The 20,724-nt window shown below is 52.2% G+C and carries 15 protein-coding genes; 7 read left to right on the top strand and 8 right to left on the bottom strand.

The window, feature by feature from the left end:
* Positions 1-44: 44 nt before the first annotated feature.
* From IPM52_06605 to IPM52_06590, 4 genes are read right to left on the bottom strand one after another with little or no spacing between them, the layout of a single operon-like run.
* Positions 45-1,316: a 2-oxoacid:acceptor oxidoreductase family protein gene (locus tag IPM52_06605; protein MBK9291278.1), complete on the bottom strand. Its 1,272-nt coding sequence runs from the start codon at positions 1,314-1,316 to the stop codon at positions 45-47.
* Positions 1,309-2,424 carry a hypothetical protein gene (locus tag IPM52_06600; protein MBK9291277.1) on the bottom strand — a complete coding sequence of 372 codons (1,116 nt, stop codon included), beginning with the start codon at positions 2,422-2,424 and terminating at the stop codon, positions 1,309-1,311. Before IPM52_06600 ends, IPM52_06605 begins: the two co-directional genes overlap by 8 nt.
* Positions 2,405-3,610: a CoA transferase gene (locus tag IPM52_06595; GenBank protein ID MBK9291276.1), complete on the bottom strand. Its 1,206-nt coding sequence runs from the start codon at positions 3,608-3,610 to the stop codon at positions 2,405-2,407. The genes IPM52_06600 and IPM52_06595 overlap by 20 nt, the downstream gene beginning before the upstream one ends.
* Before the next feature lie 8 nt (positions 3,611-3,618).
* A complete protein-coding gene (locus IPM52_06590) occupies positions 3,619-5,028 on the bottom strand; it encodes a sodium:solute symporter family protein (protein MBK9291275.1) in 1,410 nt (469 codons plus the stop codon).
* Positions 5,029-5,254: 226 nt separating this feature from the next.
* On the opposite strand from IPM52_06590, the gene IPM52_06585 reads away from it, so the two are divergent.
* Positions 5,255-6,184, top strand: a complete 930-nt coding sequence (locus IPM52_06585; GenBank protein ID MBK9291274.1) for a cation transporter — start codon at positions 5,255-5,257, stop codon at positions 6,182-6,184.
* Between the two features lie 119 nt (positions 6,185-6,303).
* Complete coding sequence (gene purL, locus IPM52_06580) at positions 6,304-9,999, top strand: phosphoribosylformylglycinamidine synthase (protein MBK9291273.1); 3,696 nt, start codon at positions 6,304-6,306, stop codon at positions 9,997-9,999.
* A 279-nt stretch (positions 10,000-10,278) separates the two neighbouring features.
* Here the strand turns inward: purL and IPM52_06575 are convergent, their stop codons facing one another.
* Positions 10,279-10,725, bottom strand: coding sequence for a TIGR00725 family protein (locus IPM52_06575; GenBank protein MBK9291272.1), 447 nt, complete (start codon positions 10,723-10,725; stop codon positions 10,279-10,281).
* A gap of 16 nt (positions 10,726-10,741) precedes the next feature.
* Positions 10,742-11,755: a hypothetical protein gene (locus IPM52_06570; GenBank protein ID MBK9291271.1), complete on the bottom strand. Its 1,014-nt coding sequence runs from the start codon at positions 11,753-11,755 to the stop codon at positions 10,742-10,744.
* 127 nt (positions 11,756-11,882) lie between these two features.
* On the opposite strand from IPM52_06570, the gene IPM52_06565 reads away from it, so the two are divergent.
* Positions 11,883-12,647, top strand: coding sequence for an SDR family NAD(P)-dependent oxidoreductase (locus IPM52_06565; protein MBK9291270.1), 765 nt, complete (start codon positions 11,883-11,885; stop codon positions 12,645-12,647).
* Between the two features lie 346 nt (positions 12,648-12,993).
* Entirely contained in the window at positions 12,994-14,757 is a 1,764-nt protein-coding gene (locus IPM52_06560) for a long-chain fatty acid--CoA ligase (GenBank protein MBK9291269.1), read from the top strand.
* On the opposite strand, the gene holA is transcribed toward IPM52_06560, so the two are convergent.
* Positions 14,758-15,759 (bottom strand): DNA polymerase III subunit delta, encoded by a 1,002-nt coding sequence (gene holA / locus IPM52_06555; GenBank protein MBK9291268.1) that lies wholly within the window; start codon positions 15,757-15,759, stop codon positions 14,758-14,760.
* Between the two features lie 4 nt (positions 15,760-15,763).
* On the bottom strand, positions 15,764-16,534 hold the full coding sequence (locus tag IPM52_06550) for an AMP nucleosidase (GenBank protein MBK9291267.1): 771 nt from the start codon (positions 16,532-16,534) through the stop codon (positions 15,764-15,766).
* A gap of 156 nt (positions 16,535-16,690) precedes the next feature.
* Here IPM52_06550 and IPM52_06545 point away from each other — a divergent pair, with 156 nt between their 5' ends.
* The 3 genes from IPM52_06545 to IPM52_06535 all read left to right on the top strand — a co-directional run bounded on the left by IPM52_06545 (position 16,691) and on the right by IPM52_06535 (position 20,694).
* Positions 16,691-17,113, top strand: a complete 423-nt coding sequence (locus IPM52_06545; GenBank protein ID MBK9291266.1) for a type I restriction enzyme HsdR N-terminal domain-containing protein — start codon at positions 16,691-16,693, stop codon at positions 17,111-17,113.
* A gap of 52 nt (positions 17,114-17,165) precedes the next feature.
* The gene (locus IPM52_06540) at positions 17,166-20,009 is read left to right on the top strand and encodes a response regulator (GenBank protein ID MBK9291265.1); all 2,844 of its coding nucleotides are present in this window, start codon (positions 17,166-17,168) and stop codon (positions 20,007-20,009) included.
* Between the two features lie 85 nt (positions 20,010-20,094).
* On the top strand, positions 20,095-20,694 hold the full coding sequence (locus tag IPM52_06535; protein ID MBK9291264.1) for a hypothetical protein: 600 nt from the start codon (positions 20,095-20,097) through the stop codon (positions 20,692-20,694).
* The last annotated feature ends 30 nt before the right edge of the window (positions 20,695-20,724 follow it).

Raw genomic sequence — 20,724 nt, 5'->3', positions numbered from 1 at the left:
GCCGGATAGCCCGTGCACGGCTTGCTATTTTTTTGAATAACATCTCAGACAAAAGTTTCGACCGGCACTTTGGATGCCAGTTTACCACGCTGGTACTCTTCGATTAGCGATTGCAGGTGGAGCATGCCGGTCAGTTTGGCCCACCTGAAGATGCTCATCATGGCAGCATTGCGCACACCTGCACTGTTGCGCAGGGGCATGGGCAACACTTTGGCGCGGGTTTCAGGCAAGGGCAAACTTTCGTCGAGCAACACCACAGCTTTTTCAGTTGCCCGTGCAAGATAGGGTTTGGCATAGTCGAGCCCGTCGGCCGAGGTAATGAGCAGATAATCAGGATTGGTGCCTCCGGTGTAGTAGATGGGCGAAGTGGACAGGATGACCTCAGCCGCGGAGAATCCTACACCAACGGTCACTGGATAATGTCCTTTTTTGCTGGTTTGCAGGCCATTGCGCATTGCTACGCGTGCCAGAAACTCAGCGGCTGACTGGGTGCCTTCGCCGGCCGACCCTGCCAGGAGCAGCCGGATCGTATTTTCCGGCAGGTTATGCATATGGCTTTGATCAACAATCAGCCTGTCGCTGATAAGCGACTCGTTGAAGCCCTCGTACAAAGCTTGATGATGTGGACGCGGGGGCCTGACTTTTTTCGTGGCCAGATACCCTGTTTCGTCCATGAGCTGACGGAGTTTCATACCAGGATTGGATTTCACCCCGTAGCTCGGGCAGATCTCCATCACCTCAACCAGGGAGAATCCGTCGTAGGCAAAAGCTTCGGCAAGCTCGGCCGAAAAATCACCGATGCCGGCAATGCGGCTCACATAGCCGGCGCCAGCAGCTTCGGCCAGTTGCACGATATCGAGGGCACCGGCAGAGGATCGGTTGGGCGAAGTCGGAGTGTTGAAACCATCCGGGGTATATTCGCTCGGTTGCCCGCCTGTCATGCCATAGAGCATGTTGTTGTGCACCACCACTGTCATGGGGAAGTTGTGGTGTGCAGCGATAAGGATATGTTGCAACCCGATGGTTGCGCCACCGTCGCCAAGAAAGACGATGACCTTTTTCCCTGAATTTCTGCCCAGGCCGTGGGCTATGCCTCCGGCTATGGCCACCGATCTGCCGTGCAATCCGTGAACGGTGTGTGTGCGCAGGCTTTTGTCGATAATGCCGTGGCAGCCGATGTCGGTCACCATGATTACGTCGAGGGGCTGGTAACCCAGATTGGCCAGGGCTTTTTCGGTCATCTGTGCCACCGAGCTGTGTCCGCACCCTTTGCAAAAAGGGAGGTCGCGGCTGTCGATTAGAAAAGTGTTATCCATTGTTTTCTGCTGCCTCCATAATTTCTTCGGGTTTAATCATGCGTCCCATGGCGTTCACGCCCATGATCCGGCTGTCGTGGTAAGGCCCGAACAACAGCCGCCGGTATTGTCCGTCGAGGTTTTCTTCGGCCACAATCACTTTGGTGTATTGCTGTGCCAGCTCGACATATCTGGCGGGTAAAGGAAACAGTGTTTTGGGAACGAGCAACGAAACCTTTGTGCCGTAGGCTCTGAGGCGCAATACGGCTTCGCGGGCTGCCTGGGCGGTGAGGTCGAATGCCATCACGAGCGTATGTGCACCGGCTTGTTCATCGTATTCATACAGGACTTCAGTGCCTTCGTCGGCTTTTGTTTTCAGGCGCCGGGTGTTGTCCAGGGCCTCTGGGGTGGTATTTTGCAGGATTCCGGCTTTGTTGTGGGTAGAAGCTGTAAGCCTCACCTGGTGCCTGTTTTGTGTGAGTGGAAGGAAGCCGGGCACCATGCTGCCGTTGGCCTGGTAAGGGAGGTAGTGATCGCCAACAAAAGCAGGCAGGGTAGCTTTTTCTATTGGGCCGAGGCGCGAAAGGTCGTAGCTCATCTGCGTCATTACCATTTCTTTGGAAGTGAGCAGGATCACCGGTGTGCGCAGTGCGGCTGCGGTTTGGACGGCTTTTGCACTCAGCTGCCAGCAGTCGTCGAAATTGCTGATGCAGAAAGTGGGCAGCTGAAAACCTCCCGAAACGGTGCCATGCACCACATTCAGGTCGCCCTGTGCTCCTGCGGTGGCTGTACCGGTGGCCGGTCCAAGGCGCTGCACCAGGATGATCACCATGGGCAGCTCCATCATCATGGCCATGTTGATGGATTCGACCATCAGCGCATAGCCCGGAAAAGCTGTGGCGGTAACAGGGATCATGCCCAGCGCAGCATAGCCCGACATCCACTGCAGGGTGGTGATCTCGTCGGGGGCGGCCAGCATTACCGGATAGCGGCGGTTGGCATAGGAATAAAGCAGGTTGGCAGGCGTAATGGGGTAGCCCACAAATACCGATGCGCCCGCCTGCACACATGCTTCTGTGATCAGGCGTGAACCGTCGGTAAAGGCCGGTTTAACTGTGGTTTCGGTCATAAATGACGTTGTTTTTGATTAACATTTCAATGCGCTCATCCTCGTAGCCGAGCAGTTCGGACAGCACTTCGGCAGAGTGCTCGCCATAATGAGGTGGTGCAGTCGGCGCTTCAAAGTTAAGCGCTTTCATTCTGAAGGCAATACTGCGCACACCTTTGAGCGGTTGCCCGTTTCCGGTGCGCCCTTCAATGAGCATCTCACGCGATTCGGGCAGGGTAAAAACTTCCTGCATATCAAATACCCCGCCGGCGGGAACTTTGTGTGCATGGAGGGCGCCGAGCAGGTCGTCGCGCCTGATGCTGCCAATCAGTTCAGCAAGCATGGGGTTGAGGATTTCACGATGTACTACGCGTTGCTGATTGGTTGCAAAGCGCTCATCCTGTGCAAGTTCAGCTTTGCCGAGCACCTTGCAAAGGTCGGCAAACTGTTTGTCGCTGCCCACAGCCAGCACCACGGGCTTATGATCCAAAGTGTAGAAGATGGTTCCGTAGGGCACAATGTTTGGATGGTCGGAACCCATGGCTTTGGGAATGCAACCGCCCACGAGCCAGTTGGTGGCCTGGTTGGCCAGCGAACTGATGCCGCTTCTGAAAAGCGACACATCAATATAAGCGCCCTGTCCGCTGCGCTCGCGCTGAAGCAGCGCCAGCAGGATGGCTTCCTTCATGTGGTGCGCTGCAAGGATATCCATCAGTGCCACAGGCATTTTGACGGGTTTGCAGCCTGCTTCGCCGTTCATGTAGGTGAACCCTGTTTCGGCCTGGATGATGGCGTCGTAACCCGCACGGTCGTTCTGAAGGCCGTATCCGGTCAGGTGTGCATAAATCAGACGTGGATTGCGACGGCTCAGGGTAGGGTAGTCCACCTTCAGTTTTTCGGCATCGCCCGGCTTATAGCTCGCCACCACAATGTCGGCCCTGGCAGCGAGTGCATACACAATTTCGAGACCTTCGGGGCGCTGAAGGTCGAGCGCCAGAGACGATTTGCCCCAGTTGGCACAACTGAAATAAGCCGAAATATCGTTGTCGGGGTCTTCGGTGGTGAGCTTCCAGGTGCGGGTCACGTCGCCTCGGGTGCGAAGGTTTTCCACTTTCACTACCTTGGCCCCGAGCTCGGCAAAAGTGGCGGCTACGCCGGGTCCGGCAAGCACGCTGGCCAGTTCGAGCACCAGTATGTCGTTGAGCATAGCGTTGATTATTTTGATTCAGGCTTGAGCAGTTTTCCGATGATAACGAATGCCAGGCCAATTGCCACAGCACCATAGGTTTTGTCCACATGGAACCATTTCATCTGGTCGGCCAGAATGCAGATAAAAATGGCTGCGGTGCCTCCGATAAAAGCCATTTTCACACCTAAGGTATTGATCCAGTTGCGTTTATATATGCCAAGCAAAATTACGATTGCGCCAATGGAACGTATGGCATAACTCACATAGGCCGCGTCGAGTATGCCTCTCTGGAACAATATCGCCAGGGGCAGGGTGACCAGGGTAACCAGGACCACCAGCCGACGGGCCATACGGATGACCTTCTGTTCGTCGGCCTGCGGATTGATGAATCCGCTGTAAATATCCTTGGTGGCAATGGTAACTACAGCAAAGTTGACCGGCCCGACGGTGGACAGGATGGCGGCCAGAATACCCGCCAGCGCCAATCCCCCGAAAACCGGATGGATAAAGTCGGGATTGGTCAGAAGTGTGGTGAGCACCAGCTTGGGGTTGGTGGTTTTGGAAATAAAGATACCGGTGGCGCCGATCAATCCCAGAAGTGCAGTCATAATGCCGAAAGGAGCGATGAGAAATGCCGAAACGATGCTGGCCTTTTTGGCTGTGGGCGCATCTTTGGCAGCAAAGATGGGCTGGATGCTGGCCTGTGCAGCCATGCCTCCCAGCACGCCTCCAAGCAACAAGCTGAATGCGCCCGACAGTCCGGCCCCAAAGGGATTGTAAATATTACCAGCGCCCTGCGCACCCAACACATGCTGCAACTCACCAAAACCACCCACTTTGTTCATGCCAATAATTGTGGCAGCACCCACCCCGAAAAACATCATGAAAGTGTGCACAATGGATGTGAGTGCCAGGGCATGCATGCCTCCCAGATAGGTGTAAAAAGTGATTACCACAGCCGAAATGATGATGGCGCTGAGCCAGCTGATACCAAATATTGCACTGAGCACACTTGCCGCAGTTTGCATCTGCACATAGGCCAGCGTGAGATAAGCCACAAGAAACGCGATGGCCGATATCTTTTTTGCCTCCCTTCCAAACAGAAAATCAATCATTTCGCTTACGGTGTGCACATTCTGCCTGCGATATACCGAGGCAACCGTAAAACCAATGATGATCATCCCAATCGCGGTGGAAATGTTATACAGTATCGGCTGAAACGACAGGGTAGTAAAAGCCTTCTCGCTCACGCCTATGGTGCTCATGCCACCCAGCCATTCGGCAGCAACAACCACCGCACAGAAACTTACACCCAGGTTGCGTCCGGCCACCAGGTAATCGGCCACCGAGCGTGAAGCTACTTTTCGGGTGAAAACCGAAAGCAGAATGATGGCTGCAAAATAGGCCACCACAATCAGCAAATAGATGTTCAGCATAGGGTTTCCATTTTAGGCCGGCTCATGAATTGCTCCGGCAAAGTGGCGGCAAAATTAGATTTCCTGATACTTTGTTAAAACTTTAACAAGCCAAACTTTGGCTGGCTTACCAAAAGATATAATCGTTCTAAATAGAACAGCTCAAATGCGAAAGAAAGTTGTCCGGTAAAAGCGGATGTTTTTTCTTTGCCGCAGATTGGATTAAATTTGTGGCCAACAGAGGGCGATGGATCGTTTATCATACCGGCAAAAGCAAATCAGCCGCGCGTCATACATCAGTGTGGCCATCAATTTGTTGCTTTCGGTGCTTAAAGTAGTGGTGGGTTTTCTTGCAGGCTCGCTTGCAGTGGTGGCCGACGGGATTGACTCTTTCACCGATGTGCTGGCCTCGCTGATCACCCTGTTCACGGCACGCATCATCATGCGCCCTCCGGATAAACGACACCCTTATGGTTACGACAAGGCCGATACGGTGGCCTCGAAACTGGTGGCTTTTGTCATCTTTTTTGCTGGCGCACAACTGGCCATAGCCACTATCGGAAGGCTGATCTCGGGCGAGCAGACAGAAATGCCTTCGCTCTTTGCCCTGGGTATAGTGGTGGTGTCCATATTTGGCAAGCAACTGCTCTCGCAATACCTGCTTCATCTTGGCCGGAAAATCGACAGCCCCATGCTGCGTGCCAACGGGCGAAACATGCAGAACGATGTGATCATTTCGGCTTCGGTCTTGCTTGGACTTGTGCTTACCCATGTGTTTCATTATCCGATGCTTGATGTGATCACTGCCCTGGCCGTCAGTATCTGGATCATGTTTGTGGCGGTGCGCATCATCATCAGCTCGAGCCGCGAACTGATGGACGGGGTGGAAGACCAGAGCATTTACGCAGCCATTGTGGAAGCAGTTTCGAAGGTGAAAGGCGCCGGCAATCCGCACCGTATAAGGGCGCGCAAGATGGCACATTATTATATGATAGCCCTCGACATTGAGGTGGACGGCAATAAGACGCTTTTCGACGGGCACCGCATTGGCCACGAAGTGGAAGACCAGATCCGCCTCGCCATTCCTTCGACCTACGATGTGGTGGTACACGTGGAGCCTACGGGCGACTACAACCCTGCTGAGGCGTTTGGGGTGTCGCATGAGGATTTAGAGTAAACAGCTGAATATCAATTATTAAAAGTTTTTTGGAGGGGCTCCGGCAGGGGTAAAATGCCTTTGCCTATCTTTGCAGGGTCACCGGCACTGATGCGTTTCAGGGCTTAAACCGCAAAACTATGATCCTGTTTTTCACCTCCCCGAAAAAAGAATATCCGGTATTTGCAGTCGAAACGCATCAGCCACCCTCGGAAGAGGCGTTAAAGATTTTACATTGGTTGTTTGGTGAGGTCAATCTGCACGACATGCCTGCGGTTGAAGGCCGTTTTATTGGCCCCCGCCGCGAAATGGTAACCCCCTGGAGCACCAATGCGGTTGAGATTACTCAAAACATGGGCCTGAGCGGCATCAGCCGCATCGAACAGTTTTGGCCGGCGCATCTGATGGAGGCCACCTTCGACCCCATGCTTCAGGCTGTATATCAGGGTCTTGATCAGGATGTGTTCACCATCCACCGCAATCCGGAACCGGTGCAGCATATCACCGACATTGAAGCCTACAACCAGGCCGAGGGGCTTGCCCTCACCGACGATGAAGTGGCCTACCTGTACGAGGTGGCCCAAAGCCTTGGCCGTCCGCTCACCGACAGCGAAATTTACGGTTTTGCCCAGGTAAACTCCGAGCATTGCAGGCATAAGATATTCAACGGGCAATTTGTCATCGATGGCAAAACGATGCCCGAAAGCCTGTTTGGCATGATCCGCAAAACTACGGCTACCCATCCGAACAGGGTGGTTTCGGCCTATCGCGACAATGTGGCTTTTTTCCGTGGCCCGCAAATCCTGCAATTTGCGCCGGCCACTGCCCATCAGCCGGACTATTTCAGGCTCAAACCCATCCAATCGGTTATTTCGCTCAAGGCCGAAACACATAATTTTCCTACCACAGTCGAGCCTTTCAATGGGGCTTCCACTGGCACCGGTGGCGAGATCCGCGACCGCATGGCCGGAGGACAGGGCAGCATTCCGCTGGCCGGCACGGCGGTTTACATGACTGCCTATCCGCGTACCGAGGAAAACCGCCCCTGGGAAGTGCCTTTCAAAGCACGGCCCTGGCTTTATCACAAACCCGACGACATCCTCATCAAGGCTTCCAACGGGGCCTCCGACTTCGGCAACAAATTCGGACAACCTCTGATCAATGGCAGCTTGCTGACCTTTGAACACTTTGAGGGCGAATGGTCCGGCTACGACAAAGTGGTGATGCTGGCCGGCGGGGTAGGTTATGCCAACGAACGCGACCTGACCAAACAAACGCCCGCGGCAGGCGACAGCATTGTGGTGCTCGGAGGCGACAACTACCGCATCGGAATGGGCGGCGGAGCTGTGTCGAGTGTGGATACCGGCCAGTTTGAACAATCGCTCGAGCTCAATGCAGTGCAGCGGGCCAATCCCGAAATGCAGAAACGTGTGGCCAACGTGGTGCGCGCCATGGCCGAGTCGGACGAAAACTTCATCAAGACAATACACGACCACGGTGCAGGCGGCCACCTCAACTGCCTGTCGGAACTGGTGGAAGAAACAGGAGGCATCATCGAAATCGGCAAACTGCCGGTTGGCGACCCCACCCTATCGGAAAAAGAAATTATTGGCAACGAATCGCAGGAACGCATGGGGCTGGTGATTGCACCTGAACACCTGCCAATGCTCGAAGCCATTGCAGCCCGCGAACGCGCACCCATGTATGTGGTAGGACGAACCACCGGCGACCGCAAGCTGCGTTTCGTAGGCAGAAACGGGCAAAACCCAATTGACCTGAGCCTGGAGCATTTCTTCGGCAAACCACCCAAAACCACGCTCACCGACACCACCATTAAGCGCCAATACAGCGAACCTGCCCTGGAGCACCACAAGATCAATCAATACCTGCAAGCTGTTTTACAGCTCGAGGCTGTGGCCTGCAAAGACTGGCTCACCAACAAGGTGGACCGCTCGGTAACCGGGCGGGTGGCTGTGCAGCAAACAGCCGGACCATTGCAACTGCCACTCAACAACCTGGGAGTCGTGGCGCTTGATTATACCGGCACACAAGGTATTGCCACCGCACTCGGTCATGCGCCTGTTGCTGCGCTCATCGATCCGCGCAAAGGTTCGCGCCTTGCTGTGGCCGAAGCCCTCACTAACCTCATCTGGGCGCCGATCGAAGATGGATTGAAAGGGATATCGCTCAGCGCCAACTGGATGTGGCCCGCCAAAAACCCCGGCGAAAATACCCGCCTGTTTCTGGCCGTGAAAGCACTCAGCGATTTTTGTATTGAGCTGGGCATCAACGTGCCCACCGGTAAGGACTCGCTCTCGATGACCCAGAAATACCCCGACGGTACAAAAGTGCTCGCACCCGGGACGGTCATCGTAACCGCCGTGGGGCAAACCTCCGACGTGAAAAAGGTGGTGAATCCGGTGCTCGTGCCCGACTTCAAATCGAAACTCCTTTACATCAGTTTTGCGGATCAACAATTTCATCTTGGGGGCAGCAGCTTCTACCAGACCCTCAACAAGGTGGGAGGGCATGCCCCCGACACTACCGGGGCTGATAGCTTCGTCAGGGCCTTTGGCGCTGTGCAACAGCTCATTGCAAACGGTCTTGTGCTTTCCGGACATGACGTCTCAGCCGGCGGTCTGATTACTACCCTGCTCGAAATGAACTTCCCGAACAGCGAATGGGGCATGCGCATCCACACTGAGTCTTTCGGCGAAACCGACCTGCTGCATCTCCTGTTCAGCGAGCAACCTGCAGTTGTCGTTCAGGTGCCTGGCGATGGCGAAGCCGAACGCATGCTTTCGGAGGCCGGGGTACAATTCAATTACCTGGGTCATCCCGTGGCTGAGCGGTTTTTGTATGTGCATCATCAGAATGAGCGTTACATATTCGATATCAATCAGTTGCGCGACATCTGGTTCAAATCGTCCTATCTGCTCGACCGCAAACAGAGCGGCGCACAGCTTGCCCTGGCACGATTCAGAAACTATAAAAAGCAGGACCTCGCATTTGCCTTCGGCACCCGATTCGTTGGCACGCTTGCGCATTATGGTCTCAGTCATCAGCGCACGAATTCATCGGTTGCAAAGGCAGCAATCATACGCGAAAAGGGCGTGAACGGCGACCGCGAAATGGCTTATGCCCTATGGTTGGCAGGCTTCGAAGTGAAAGATGTGCATATGACCGACCTGATCAGCGGACGCGACGACCTGAGCGATGTGCAGATGATTGTGTTCGTGGGCGGATTTTCCAATTCCGATGTGCTTGGTTCGGCCAAAGGCTGGGCAGGCGCGTTTCTCCACAACGAGAAAGCGCGCAAAGCGCTCGAAGATTTCTATGCCCGCCCCGATACCCTGAGCCTGGGGGTGTGCAACGGCTGCCAGCTGATGGTGGAACTCAATCTGATTTACCCGGAACATCCCGAGCGCATTCGCATGCTCCACAACGACTCAGGTAAGTTTGAATCGGCTTTTGTGGCAGTGGAAATTCCCGAGAACAACAGCGTGATGCTGGGCAGCCTGAGCGGCCGCAGGCTGGGCGTGTGGGTGGCTCATGGGGAAGGAAAGTTCAGCTTCCCGTCCTATCGCGACAACTTTAACATCGTAATGCATTATGGTCAGGACGAATACCCCGGCAATCCGAACGGAAGCGATTGGGCCACAGCCGCCATCTGCTCCAACAACGGCCGCCATCTGGCCATGATGCCCCACATCGAACGGGCATTCCTGCCCTGGCAATGGCCCTACTATCCCGAGAACCACCGCGGTGACGAGGTTTCACCATGGATCGAAGCCTTTGTCAATGCCCGCAAATGGGTGGAACTACACAAGCGATAGGCCAGTATTCATATCATCAATCTCCCTGTCCGGATCCGTTGCTGCCTTGTTTATTATTCAAGGAGAAGATAGGTTTATTATTCAATATTTTGAATAACAATGTGATATTTAAGAATCCGACGATCTGGATTTCCGTACTTATTTCCTGTGGTTAGGTTTTTCCGTTTGCAACCCATTGCGGCGACAACGATTCGCGTAATTATGGCCAAAATTGTTTAATATTTAAACTAAAAAGTTGAACAAAAATATAATATTGATGTTTTAGTCGTGCTAAATCCACTAAAACACCTGCACAATGAAACACCTCAACATCCACTCGCTGAACCCGCCGAAGCCATGCACACAGATAACCGTTTTGCCCGTTTGCAGCGCAAAGGCTATTTCCGACAGTGTTCCTGCTCCGCCTCCTGCAGCGACAACCACATGGGCCGATTGAACCACCAGCACATTCCGGGCCAGCCCCAATCCGCTGGGGATGACGATATCCAGCCAGCGATTGCCCGATTGCGGGTCCGAGCCGGGTAAGATGCCTATGGTCAGGCAATTGTGCTGTGTGTTACTTTTTGCACCCCGACATACAGCCTCCATGAAACCGCCCATCCCTCCGCAGACTATTGCTGGTGCAACCGTGGCAATTTTTCGACCCAGCTCCACGCCAAATTCATAGAGCTGCTGCGGGCAATTTCCTGCATTTGGGCCTATGATGCCCGGCACTCTGAGCGGCATGTTGTCCGAATCAGATTCAACGGGAAATGATGAAGCGCTGGCTGTGGTTTCCGGGGTATGTGCTGATTTGGTATATGCCCGGCCCGAACGAACTTACATCAAGTCGCAGCACCTGATCTCCAATTGCAACAGGCAGGTTGCCACGCTGTTTGCCCGATGCGTCGGTGATGATAAGCCTTGTAGCCTGGTCATCCGGCAACACAAACTGAACATACTGATTGGCAGGGGAGGGGAATACTTTCAGGATTTTGTCATTTGCCTTTTGCTGGCGCAATCCCACAAGATTCTGAAAATAATTGATCACATCGCCCATGAGTGCAGTCCGGTTGGCATCGGTGTCAATCAGGGCAGGGTCGAAAAACATGGACAGGGTGGCGAAGTTGCTACCCTGGTAAAATATTGATGCATAATAGTTTGACAGGGGATAGGAAGCCGGCCCCATTTTGTAAACAGGCACAGCCCCCGGCACGGGCAGGCAGGCATCGGCCCACCACAAGGTCGAAAAAATCCAGGTCACCGGATTGAGGCTGGTGATGTTGTGGCCGGGAACCAGATCGAGCTGTGGCACACCTTGCCCACCGTCGTCACCATAACTCTGGGCATGGTAAACCATGGTGCCGAGGTAGTCGTGCACAAAATCTCCGGCAGCAAAGGTTGTCGGGGTAAAATAACGGTCGTAGAGAAAGTCGTTGCCCATCACCACCAGGTTTCCTCCATTATTTAGATACGCCATGATGTGGGGGTTGTCCTGATCGTTGCCGTTCCAGAAGTAAAGTCCCACGCCATCCGTGGAAGTGTGCCAGAGCACAAGGTCGTAGTCTTTCAGCTCGTTAAACTCCGGCGAGCGCTGTTGAGCCACTGCATCGAAAATGGCAAAGCTGTATCCGGTTTGTTGCAACGCTGCAATGAGGGTTTCGGTGTTTGGCGCAAAAGCAGCATTGTCGTTCACATACAGGATACTGATGGTTTGTTGTGCGTGTAAACCAAGAAAAGAGGTGAGAATCAGGAGGGTGAGGTAAAGTTTCTTCATAACCGCATGTTTATGGTTGTTGCTAACAAATTTAATTACCATGATTTTTCCAAACCAGTTTAAGGCAAAAAAAACAAATCGCTCAGTCCCTCTGGCAAATCGTAACTTTGTACCAAAATCGAATCTTATGAGCGTTCATCCTTTTGCTGTTATTACAGGCGCCAGCAGTGGCATTGGCGAAGCTTGTGCACGCCGTTTTGCTTCGGGGGGATGGCACCTGATGCTTCTGGCACGCCGCGCCGAACGCTTGTATCAGCTCAGCGAACAGCTGCAACAGGAATACGGTGTGCAGGTTCATGCGCTGGTGCTCGACGTGAGGCACAAGGAGCATGCCGATGAGCTGGCCCGCTGGTTGGTTCAACATCAGCAAACTCCCGACCTGCTTATCAACAATGCCGGCCTTGCGGTGGGCCTCGATCCCATCCATGCCGGGCAGATTGACGACTGGGAGCGGATGATTGACACCAATATCAAAGGATTGCTCTATATCACAAGGGTCATCAGCCCCATGATGGTCGAAAGGTGTTCGGGGCACATCATCAATATTGGCAGCATTGCCGGCAAGGAAGCTTACCCGAACGGAAATGTGTATTGTGCCACAAAACATGCCGTTGACGGACTCACACGTGCCATGCGGATGGATTTGTATGCGCATGGCATCCGGGTAACGCAGGTGGCACCAGGCGCGGTAGAGACGGAGTTTTCCGAAGTGCGTTTCAAAGGCGACAGCCAGCGTGCGGCCAAAGTTTACGAAAACTTCCGGCCCCTCACTGCCGGCGATGTGGCCGATGTGGTCTGGTATTGTGCCAACGTGCCCCCGCATGTGAGCATCCACGACGTGGTGGTAATGCCCGCTGCCCAGGCCTCGGCCACAATGATTCACAGAGGCTGATCTCGGAGTTTTTGTTCTTGCATCCTGACGTAAAATCGTCATCAACAGCTTTATTATAAATGTCTTATCTTCATGGATTCATGCCGCTATCCAATAAGTCAATACCAGAATAATCAGATAACCATCAGGTAGTCAGATCAATATCTCTTTTTTTTACAAAATTGCATTCGATTGCGGGCAGGAATTAATTAGTTACTTCATGTTTGAAATTGCCTGTTTGTGAGGGTATTCGAAGAAAGCGGCCTATAATCAGGCAGTTGGAAAATTTTTGCGTTGTAATCTCATTTTCTACCTTTGCGACTTGTTTTTTCAGGGCTGAAACCATTCGAAAACTTATCTGAGCAAAATGGTAGAACGCATCTTTGACCTATTGCCTTACTACGAGGCCAACTTTCGCCCCAAAACCGATGTGCTGGCCGGTAAGGTCAACGGCAAGTGGGTGGGATACAGCTTGAAGCAATATCGCGAAGCCGTGGACGCCATCAGCTGTGCACTCATCGGATTGGGCATCCAGCCTGGTGACAAGATAGCAACCATCGCGGTGAGCATGCCCGAATGGAACTTTGTGGACATGGCCATTCTGCAGATTGGCGCCGTTCACGTGCCCATTTACCCCACCATCAGCGAAGCCGACTATCGCTACATCCTCAGCCACTCCGGGGTGCGTCTGGTATTTATCTCGGGTTGCGATATGTATCGCAAGATCAAAGATATCCTGCCGGAACTGCCTGCCATCGAAAAGGTTTATTCCTTTCGCCCCTGCGAAAACATCAGCCTGCTAAGCGAACTGATCGACCAAGGCAGGTCGAACCCCTGTCGTGAGGAACTGGAAAAACGCAAAAGTGCAGTAAAGCCGGGCGATGTGGCCACCCTGATCTACACCAGCGGCACCACCGGCAATCCGAAAGGGGTGATGCTCACACATGCCAACCTGCTCAGCAATGTACTGGCAGTCAAACATATTTTTCCGGTTGATCAGACATGCAGGGCTGTGAGCTACCTCCCGCTATGCCATGTGTATGAGCGGATGAATATCTACACCTATCATTATCTGGGTGTTTCGGTGTATTATGCCGAAAACATGGGAACCATTGCCGACAACATCCGCGAGGTATCTCCCGAAATACTCACCACCGTGCCCCGCCTGCTCGAGAAGGTTTTCGACAAAATCATGGCCAAAGGGGAGAAACTCAAAGGACTGAAACGAATCTTGTTCCACCGGGCTGTGGAGCTTGGCATGCAGTATGATCCGTATGCCGGCAACAGCCTCTGGTTCCGGCTGCGGTTGTGGCTGATGCGGAAGCTTGTGTTCAGCAAGTGGCAGGAAGCCCTGGGCGGCAGAATGCGTGTAATTGTATCGGGTGGTGCAGCCTTGCAGCCACGTCTTGTCCGGATTTTTGCAGCAGCCGGCATTCCGGTGCTCGAAGGATACGGCCTCACCGAAACCTCGCCCGTGATTGCCGTGAACACCCTCGAACCCAACGGCATGATGCCCGGAACGGTGGGCAAAGTCATCAAAGATGTCGCCGTGCGCATCTCCGACGAGGGCGAAATACTCGTCAAAGGCCCGAACGTGATGAAAGGCTATTTCAACGCTCCCGAACTCACCGCAGCAGCAATTGATGCCGGGGGATGGTTTCATACCGGCGACAAAGGTCAGCTCGAACCAACAGGACACCTACGGATCACCGGGAGAATAAAAGAAATTTTCAAAACCTCCATGGGGAAATACATCAGCCCCGCCCTGATCGAAAACAAGTTTAAAGAATCGCCTTTCATCGATGGCATCATTGTGCTGGGCGAAAACCAGAAATTTGCGGCAGCGCTCATCACCCCCTCATTCGAGCACCTGCGTGCCTGGTGCCGCCAGCAAGGCATCAGTTACACCACCGATAGCGAAATGATTCAGCACAAAGAAGTGCGCAAACGCATCAAAGCTGAGGTGGACGAACTTAACAAGCAATTCGGCGATTACGAGCAAATCAAAAAATTCGACCTCATTGATCACGAGTGGTCGGTGCAAACAGGCGAGCTCACAGCCAATCTGAAGCTCAAACGCGCGTTCATCACCCAAAAGTATGCTTCACAAATAGAAGCCCTTTTTGCCTGATTAAAGATTCATAAGCTTGAATATCAGCTCCTTGTAAAGCTCCTCATCCGATAGGTTATTCACGCCTACGCCTTTCGACTTCAGGTCGTATTCCAAAAGCAGGTGTATCGCATCCAAAGCCTTGGGCAGTGGATAGGCGCGTGCGGCCGTGGCATAGTCCTCCACAAAAAACGGATTTACCCCAAGCACACTGGCTACATTGTTGCGCGTTTTGTCGGCAGTTTGATGATAGCGCACCACCTTGCCAAAAAACTGATAGAGCAGGATGATGCTCCGGATGAGGGGATATTCCTTGCTATTGGCGCCAAAGTACTGCACAATGCGGAACGACTTTTCAAAGTTCCGCTGCCCTAGGGCCTTTTGCAACTCGAAGATGCTGAAATCCTTGCTGATGCCAATGTTGGTCTCCACCTCCTTTTCGCCGATCTTGCCACCGCCGGGGAGGGAAATGATGAGTTTTTCGAGCTCGTTGCGCAGTTTCGAAAGGTCGTTGCCCAGATAGTCGGCCATGAGCTGGGCAGCAGTGGGCGTAATGGTGTAGTTTTTTTGTTTCAGGTATTTTGATATCCAGTCGGGAATCTGATTTTCGTACGGACGTTTCGACTCGAACAAGACCCCTTTCTGGGCTACCTTTTTGGCAAAGGACTTCCGGCCATCGAGTTTCTTGTATTTGTAATTGATAACCAGCACGGTACTAGGTGGGAAACGATCAACCTCAGCTTCAAGCTCTTCAATTTTATCCATGTCCTGTGCCTCGCGCACCACAACCAGCTGATGGGTGCCCATCATCGGATAGGCTTTGCACAATGAGGCTACTTCTTTCGGGCTTACATCGCGTCCGTAAACAACCGTTTGGCAAAAATCACGGAAACCATCTTCCACCACATGGGCCTCGAGCATCTCGGTGATGGCGTCAATGTAGAATGGCTCTTCGCCCTGAAGAAAATAAACCGGTCTGAAGATTTTATTCCGTATGTCGTTGATTATCTGATCGTAGGTCACAAGCTCAGAATCGCAGGTGTTTTACGGTAATGCCATTGTTGATCAGGGTTTGCAGGGCCTCAATTCCGATCTTCAGGTGTTCGTGGACAAATTTCTGGTTTACCCTGCGGTCGCTGTCCGATGTTTTTACGCCTTCCGGGGTCATGGGTTGGTCCGAGACCAGAAGAAGTGCTCCGGTGGGTATGTCGTTTGCAAAACCAACTATAAAAATGGTGGCAGTTTCCATATCCACTGCCATGCTCCTTGTTTTGATCAAATATTCCTTGAATTCTTCATCGTGTTCCCACACCCTGCGGTTGGTGGTGTACACTGTTCCGGTCCAGTAGTCCCGGCCATGCTCACGGATGCTGTACGAGATGGCTTTTTGCAAACTAAATGCGGGCAGTGCGGGCACCTCAGGGGGGAAATAGTCGTTCGACGTACCTTCGCCCCGTATGGCTGCAATAGGCAGAATAAAATCGCCCACCTGGTTTTTCTTCTTGAGCCCCCCGCACTTGCCCAAAAACAGGACAGCTTTGGGTTCTACAGCGCTCAGCAGGTCCATAATTGTGGCTGCATTGGCGCTCCCCATGCTGAAATTGACAATGCTGATGTCGCCCGAGGTAGCGCACGGCATGGGGCGGTCATGACCTACAACAGGGACATTGTGCCAATGGGCAAACAATTCCAGATACTGATTGAAATTTGTGAGCAGGATATACTTTCCGAAGTCTTCCACCGGCATGCCCGTGTAGCGTGGCAACCAGTTTTCTACGATCTCTTGTTTGGTCTTCATCCTTCGATTTCTTTTGTGAAATTGTATATCCGCACAAAGTTAGCCTTTTTGAAGAATTGCCACGATGCCCTTTCCAAGCTCATGCCATATTAACTTTTGCTGCATTTGAAGTGGTAAATTAATTGTTTTTTAACTTGCAAGGGCTTTCATCATGCCATGAACTGGTTTAAAACCCGCTCAGAAGGTGGCCGCATCGAGGTGTTCGATCCCTTGCGCCGCAAATACGTGACGCTCACCCCCGAGGAAGAGGTGCGCCAGCTCACCGCTCACCGGCTTGTCACCGAGTACGGGTATCCCCCTGGCCGGATTGCGCCCGAATACACCCTGAAGGGTCAAAAACTGGAACGTCGCTGCGACTTGCTGGTGTTCTCGTCCAGCACCCAACCCTGGATGATGGTGGAATGCAAAGCTGCAGGGGTACGCCTCAACCAGTCAACCCTTGATCAGGTCATCGCCTACAGTCTTTTGCTTCCGGTGCAATATGTATTGATTACCAATGGAATAGAACAATATTGCGCTAAGCTTGGCCAAAACGGTGAAAGTTTTCTGTTTCTTGATAAAATGCCTGCGTATGAATGATTTGCCAACGTCTTGTTTCATTTGTACTGCAGCTGCACGAATACGGGCTGCCGTGGTTGCACTGCTCATGATTTGTTTTCACAATCCTGCTTCCACGTTGCATGCGCAAGCCCGACCCGACATCGATCAGATCAGAGACCTGATTGTGGTTTCGAGAGGTTTTCTTGGCAGCAACAACCACAAGGCCAATGAAAAGGCACTCGAGGCCCTTGGCATGGCCAGAGCTGCCGGCATCGACAGCCTCAAAGCTAAAGCACACCGGTTCAGCGGCATCTCTTATTATTACCTGTCGGATTTCAATAGTTCATTAAAGCATTACGATTCAGCGCTATACTATTTTATTCGGCTAAACGACTCCATCGAACAGGCACGCATTTACAACAACAAAGGTGCTGCGTACACCCAACTCAGCTTGTTCCAGCGTGCTATCGACGAATACCTCAAAGCCCGGACTATTTACCAGGCACAAAACAACATCAGGGGCTCAATCATCATCAACAACAACATCGGCTCGCTTTACCAATACCTCCGCGATTACAATACGGCCATGTACTACTACAACAAGGCGATTCAGATTGCCGAGCAACATAGTTTTGATGAGGAATTGGTGAATACGCTGGGGAACATAGCCACGGTTTACGAACTCAGTGCACAGCCGGTGAAAGCGGAAGAGGCCTACCGTAAAGCACTCTTCAAAGCACGCAATCTTGGAAACCAGCAGCTGGCTGCCGGTGTCAATATCAATTTCGGAACTTTCTGGATGAGCCAGAACCAGCCCGACAGCGCTTTGCGTTACTTCGAGGCAGCCAGGCTGGCTTCGCGCGACATGAGCCTGAACCTTTCAAAACTCTACCTGGGAATGGCCAGGGCCTACAAAATGAAAGGACTCAACGAACTGGCCTTCTCCTATTATCAGCAGGCACTCGACAATGTGGGCAAGGGAAACGATGCCGTGCTGCGACTCAAAATATTGCACGAACTTGCTCAGATGTTTGCCTTGCGAAGCGATTTCAGGTCCGCATACAAGCTTTTGAATGAATATGCCGAAGAAACCGATCTGGTGCGCGATGAAAACGACTCTCTGAAAAACAACATCATCGAGTTGCATTTCAATCTGGCAAACCTTAACACGCTGGCCGATTCGCTCAGGATGGCCAATCATGTGCTTTCACAAAGAGCATCATCCACACAGAGGACAAACCTTAGTCTCTGGATTTTACTCGGTTTGTCGCTGACCGCAATTTTAGTCTTGTTGATCCGGACTCTGAAAAAAAGACGCAGGATCCAGGTGCTGGAAAACGAGAAAGAGATGATGCAGGAGCGCCTGTCTCAGATGGATGAGCTTAAAGACCAAGTAAGTCAGTTAAGCCGCACCAACCTCGAATTGCGAGAACATTTTGAATATTTGGTCAATTCCTATCCTAACCCATTGGGCATTAAGCGAAAAGATAGTTTCTGGATCACAGGCAACTCCGGAATGTGTCATCTGCTCGGTGTGCCCGAAGGTAAACTGAACCAGTGCACTCGGGAGCAACTCATGGCGGCAACCATACGCACCCCCGAATTGCTTCGCATGCTCGAGGTGGCCGAGGAGCTCACCTGGATGAAAGGTAAAACTACTATTACGCTCGAACACCTGCATGCAGAGGAAGGGGAGGACCTGGGGAAATTCCGCATTATCAGGGTGCCGGTTTTTGAACAAAACGGTGAGCCTAAGTTCCTGGTGATTTATGCCATTCCGGCGGACAATGAACAATTTAGTCCCCAAAGTAGGCAGCAATACTTGCATGAAGCATTGTCGGTAATTTCGCATGAATTGCGCACCCCTTTGAACGCCATCGTAGGCTTCAGCGATATGCTGACAGAAGATGAAACCGATCAGGCCAAACGTCGTCAGTACGCACGCATCATCCAGCGCAACAGCTCAACCCTGCTCAGGCTAACCGAAGAGCTTGTGCTGTTTTCTTCGCTTCACCTGGGCGATGTGCCGCTTGCCGTCAACGCGTTCAATTTCAGGGAGATATTTACAACCCTCCACGCCCGGCTTATCAGCCGGGCCATCGAGCTGGGAAAACATCAGCTGCAGGTGAAGCTGAGCATTCCTCAAGGCCCTTGCGTTGTTTCAGGCGATGAAGAAAAATGGCAGCATCTGCTCGATGTGTTGGCCGACAATGCCCTGCGCTTTACAAAGCAGGGAACAATCACCCTCGGCTACGAAATTTCCGGCGATGGCCAGCAGCGCAATATCCTGGCCTTTGTCGAAGATTCCGGTCCGGGCATCCCTCAGGAGCTTTCGACAAAGGTGTTTGAACCTTTCTTCCGCTATTCAGCTGGCGAACCACTTCATTCCGGTGCCGGTCTTGGACTGAGCATCGCCCGGAAACTTGCGCTTATCATGGGTGTCCGGCTTGATATGCGCTCCTCTGCCGGAAAGGGCACTCGTTTCGAGCTTGTGTTTCAGCCAGAATTCCAGGAACAGGCAGCAATTCGTCCGGTAGTAAAAGAGGTTGAGAAAGTAACAAAACTCAAAGGAAAAAAGATTCTTGTAGTTGAGGATACCCAATCAAATTCCGAACTGCTCAAAATTATACTAGAGGGAGCTGGAGCCATTGTAATACAGACAATTTCGGGCGAGGAAGCGGTCAACATCTGTGCCCGTCAGGGGGATATTGACCTGGTGCTAATGGATATACAGCTGCCGGGAATCAACGGCCTGGATGCCACACGTCAGATCAAGCAGATCCGTCCTGAACTGCCTGTTATAGCTCACACAGCCTACGCCATGGCTAACGAGAAAGAAGCCTGCTTCGCAGCAGGATGCGATGGCTATGTGGCCAAGCCCATCAAACCACGGCTTCTGCTACCCATACTCGAGCAATTGTTCAAAAATTATTAAGCTGTTAATTGAGTAGCAATAAAGTTTCAAACTCCGGCGAAAGTTTGGCGAAAAAACCTACTTTTGCCTGTGAAAACCAAATGTTATGAAGCTTAACATACTAAAGATCGTTTTGGCTGTCGTTATTGTTGTGCTGGCTTACCTCGTTTACGACAGCATCATGCAGCCCATCGAGTTCCTCAAAGAAAAACGCCACCGCGATGTGGAAATCATCCAGAGGCTGAAGGATATTCGTGACCTGCAGATCTATTACAAAAACGCAAAAGGCTCATATACAGCAAGTTTCGACTCGCTCATTGCTTATGCAGCCTACGGTGAGATTCCGGTGGTGAAAATTATTCCCGACCCGAATGATACCACCTTCACATTGACCATTTCCGATACACTCGGATATGTCAAAGTTATCGACTCCCTGTTCGGCAAGCGCCGCAATTTTGATATGAAGCGGCTAGCTTTTGTTCCATTTACTGATGGTGCAAAAATCGAAATGGATGCGGGCGAAATCGAGCGAGGTGGTGTGAAGGTGAGTGTGTTCGAAGCAAAGGTTCCTTATGAGGTTTATCTCAAAGGACTGGATGAACAACGTATTCGCAACCTGATTGCTGCAGAGAAAAGCCTCGAAAAATATCCCGGCCTGAAAGTGGGTTCGCTCACCGAGCCTACCGTAAACGGCAACTGGGAGTAACCTAATCCGGGATGATCATCGCGGCAAGAC

The sequence above is a fragment of the Bacteroidota bacterium genome, from assembly GCA_016715945.1.
GTDB lineage: Bacteria > Bacteroidota > Bacteroidia > Bacteroidales > F082 > JALNZU01.
This window is presented reverse-complemented; position numbering and strand designations above follow the sequence as displayed.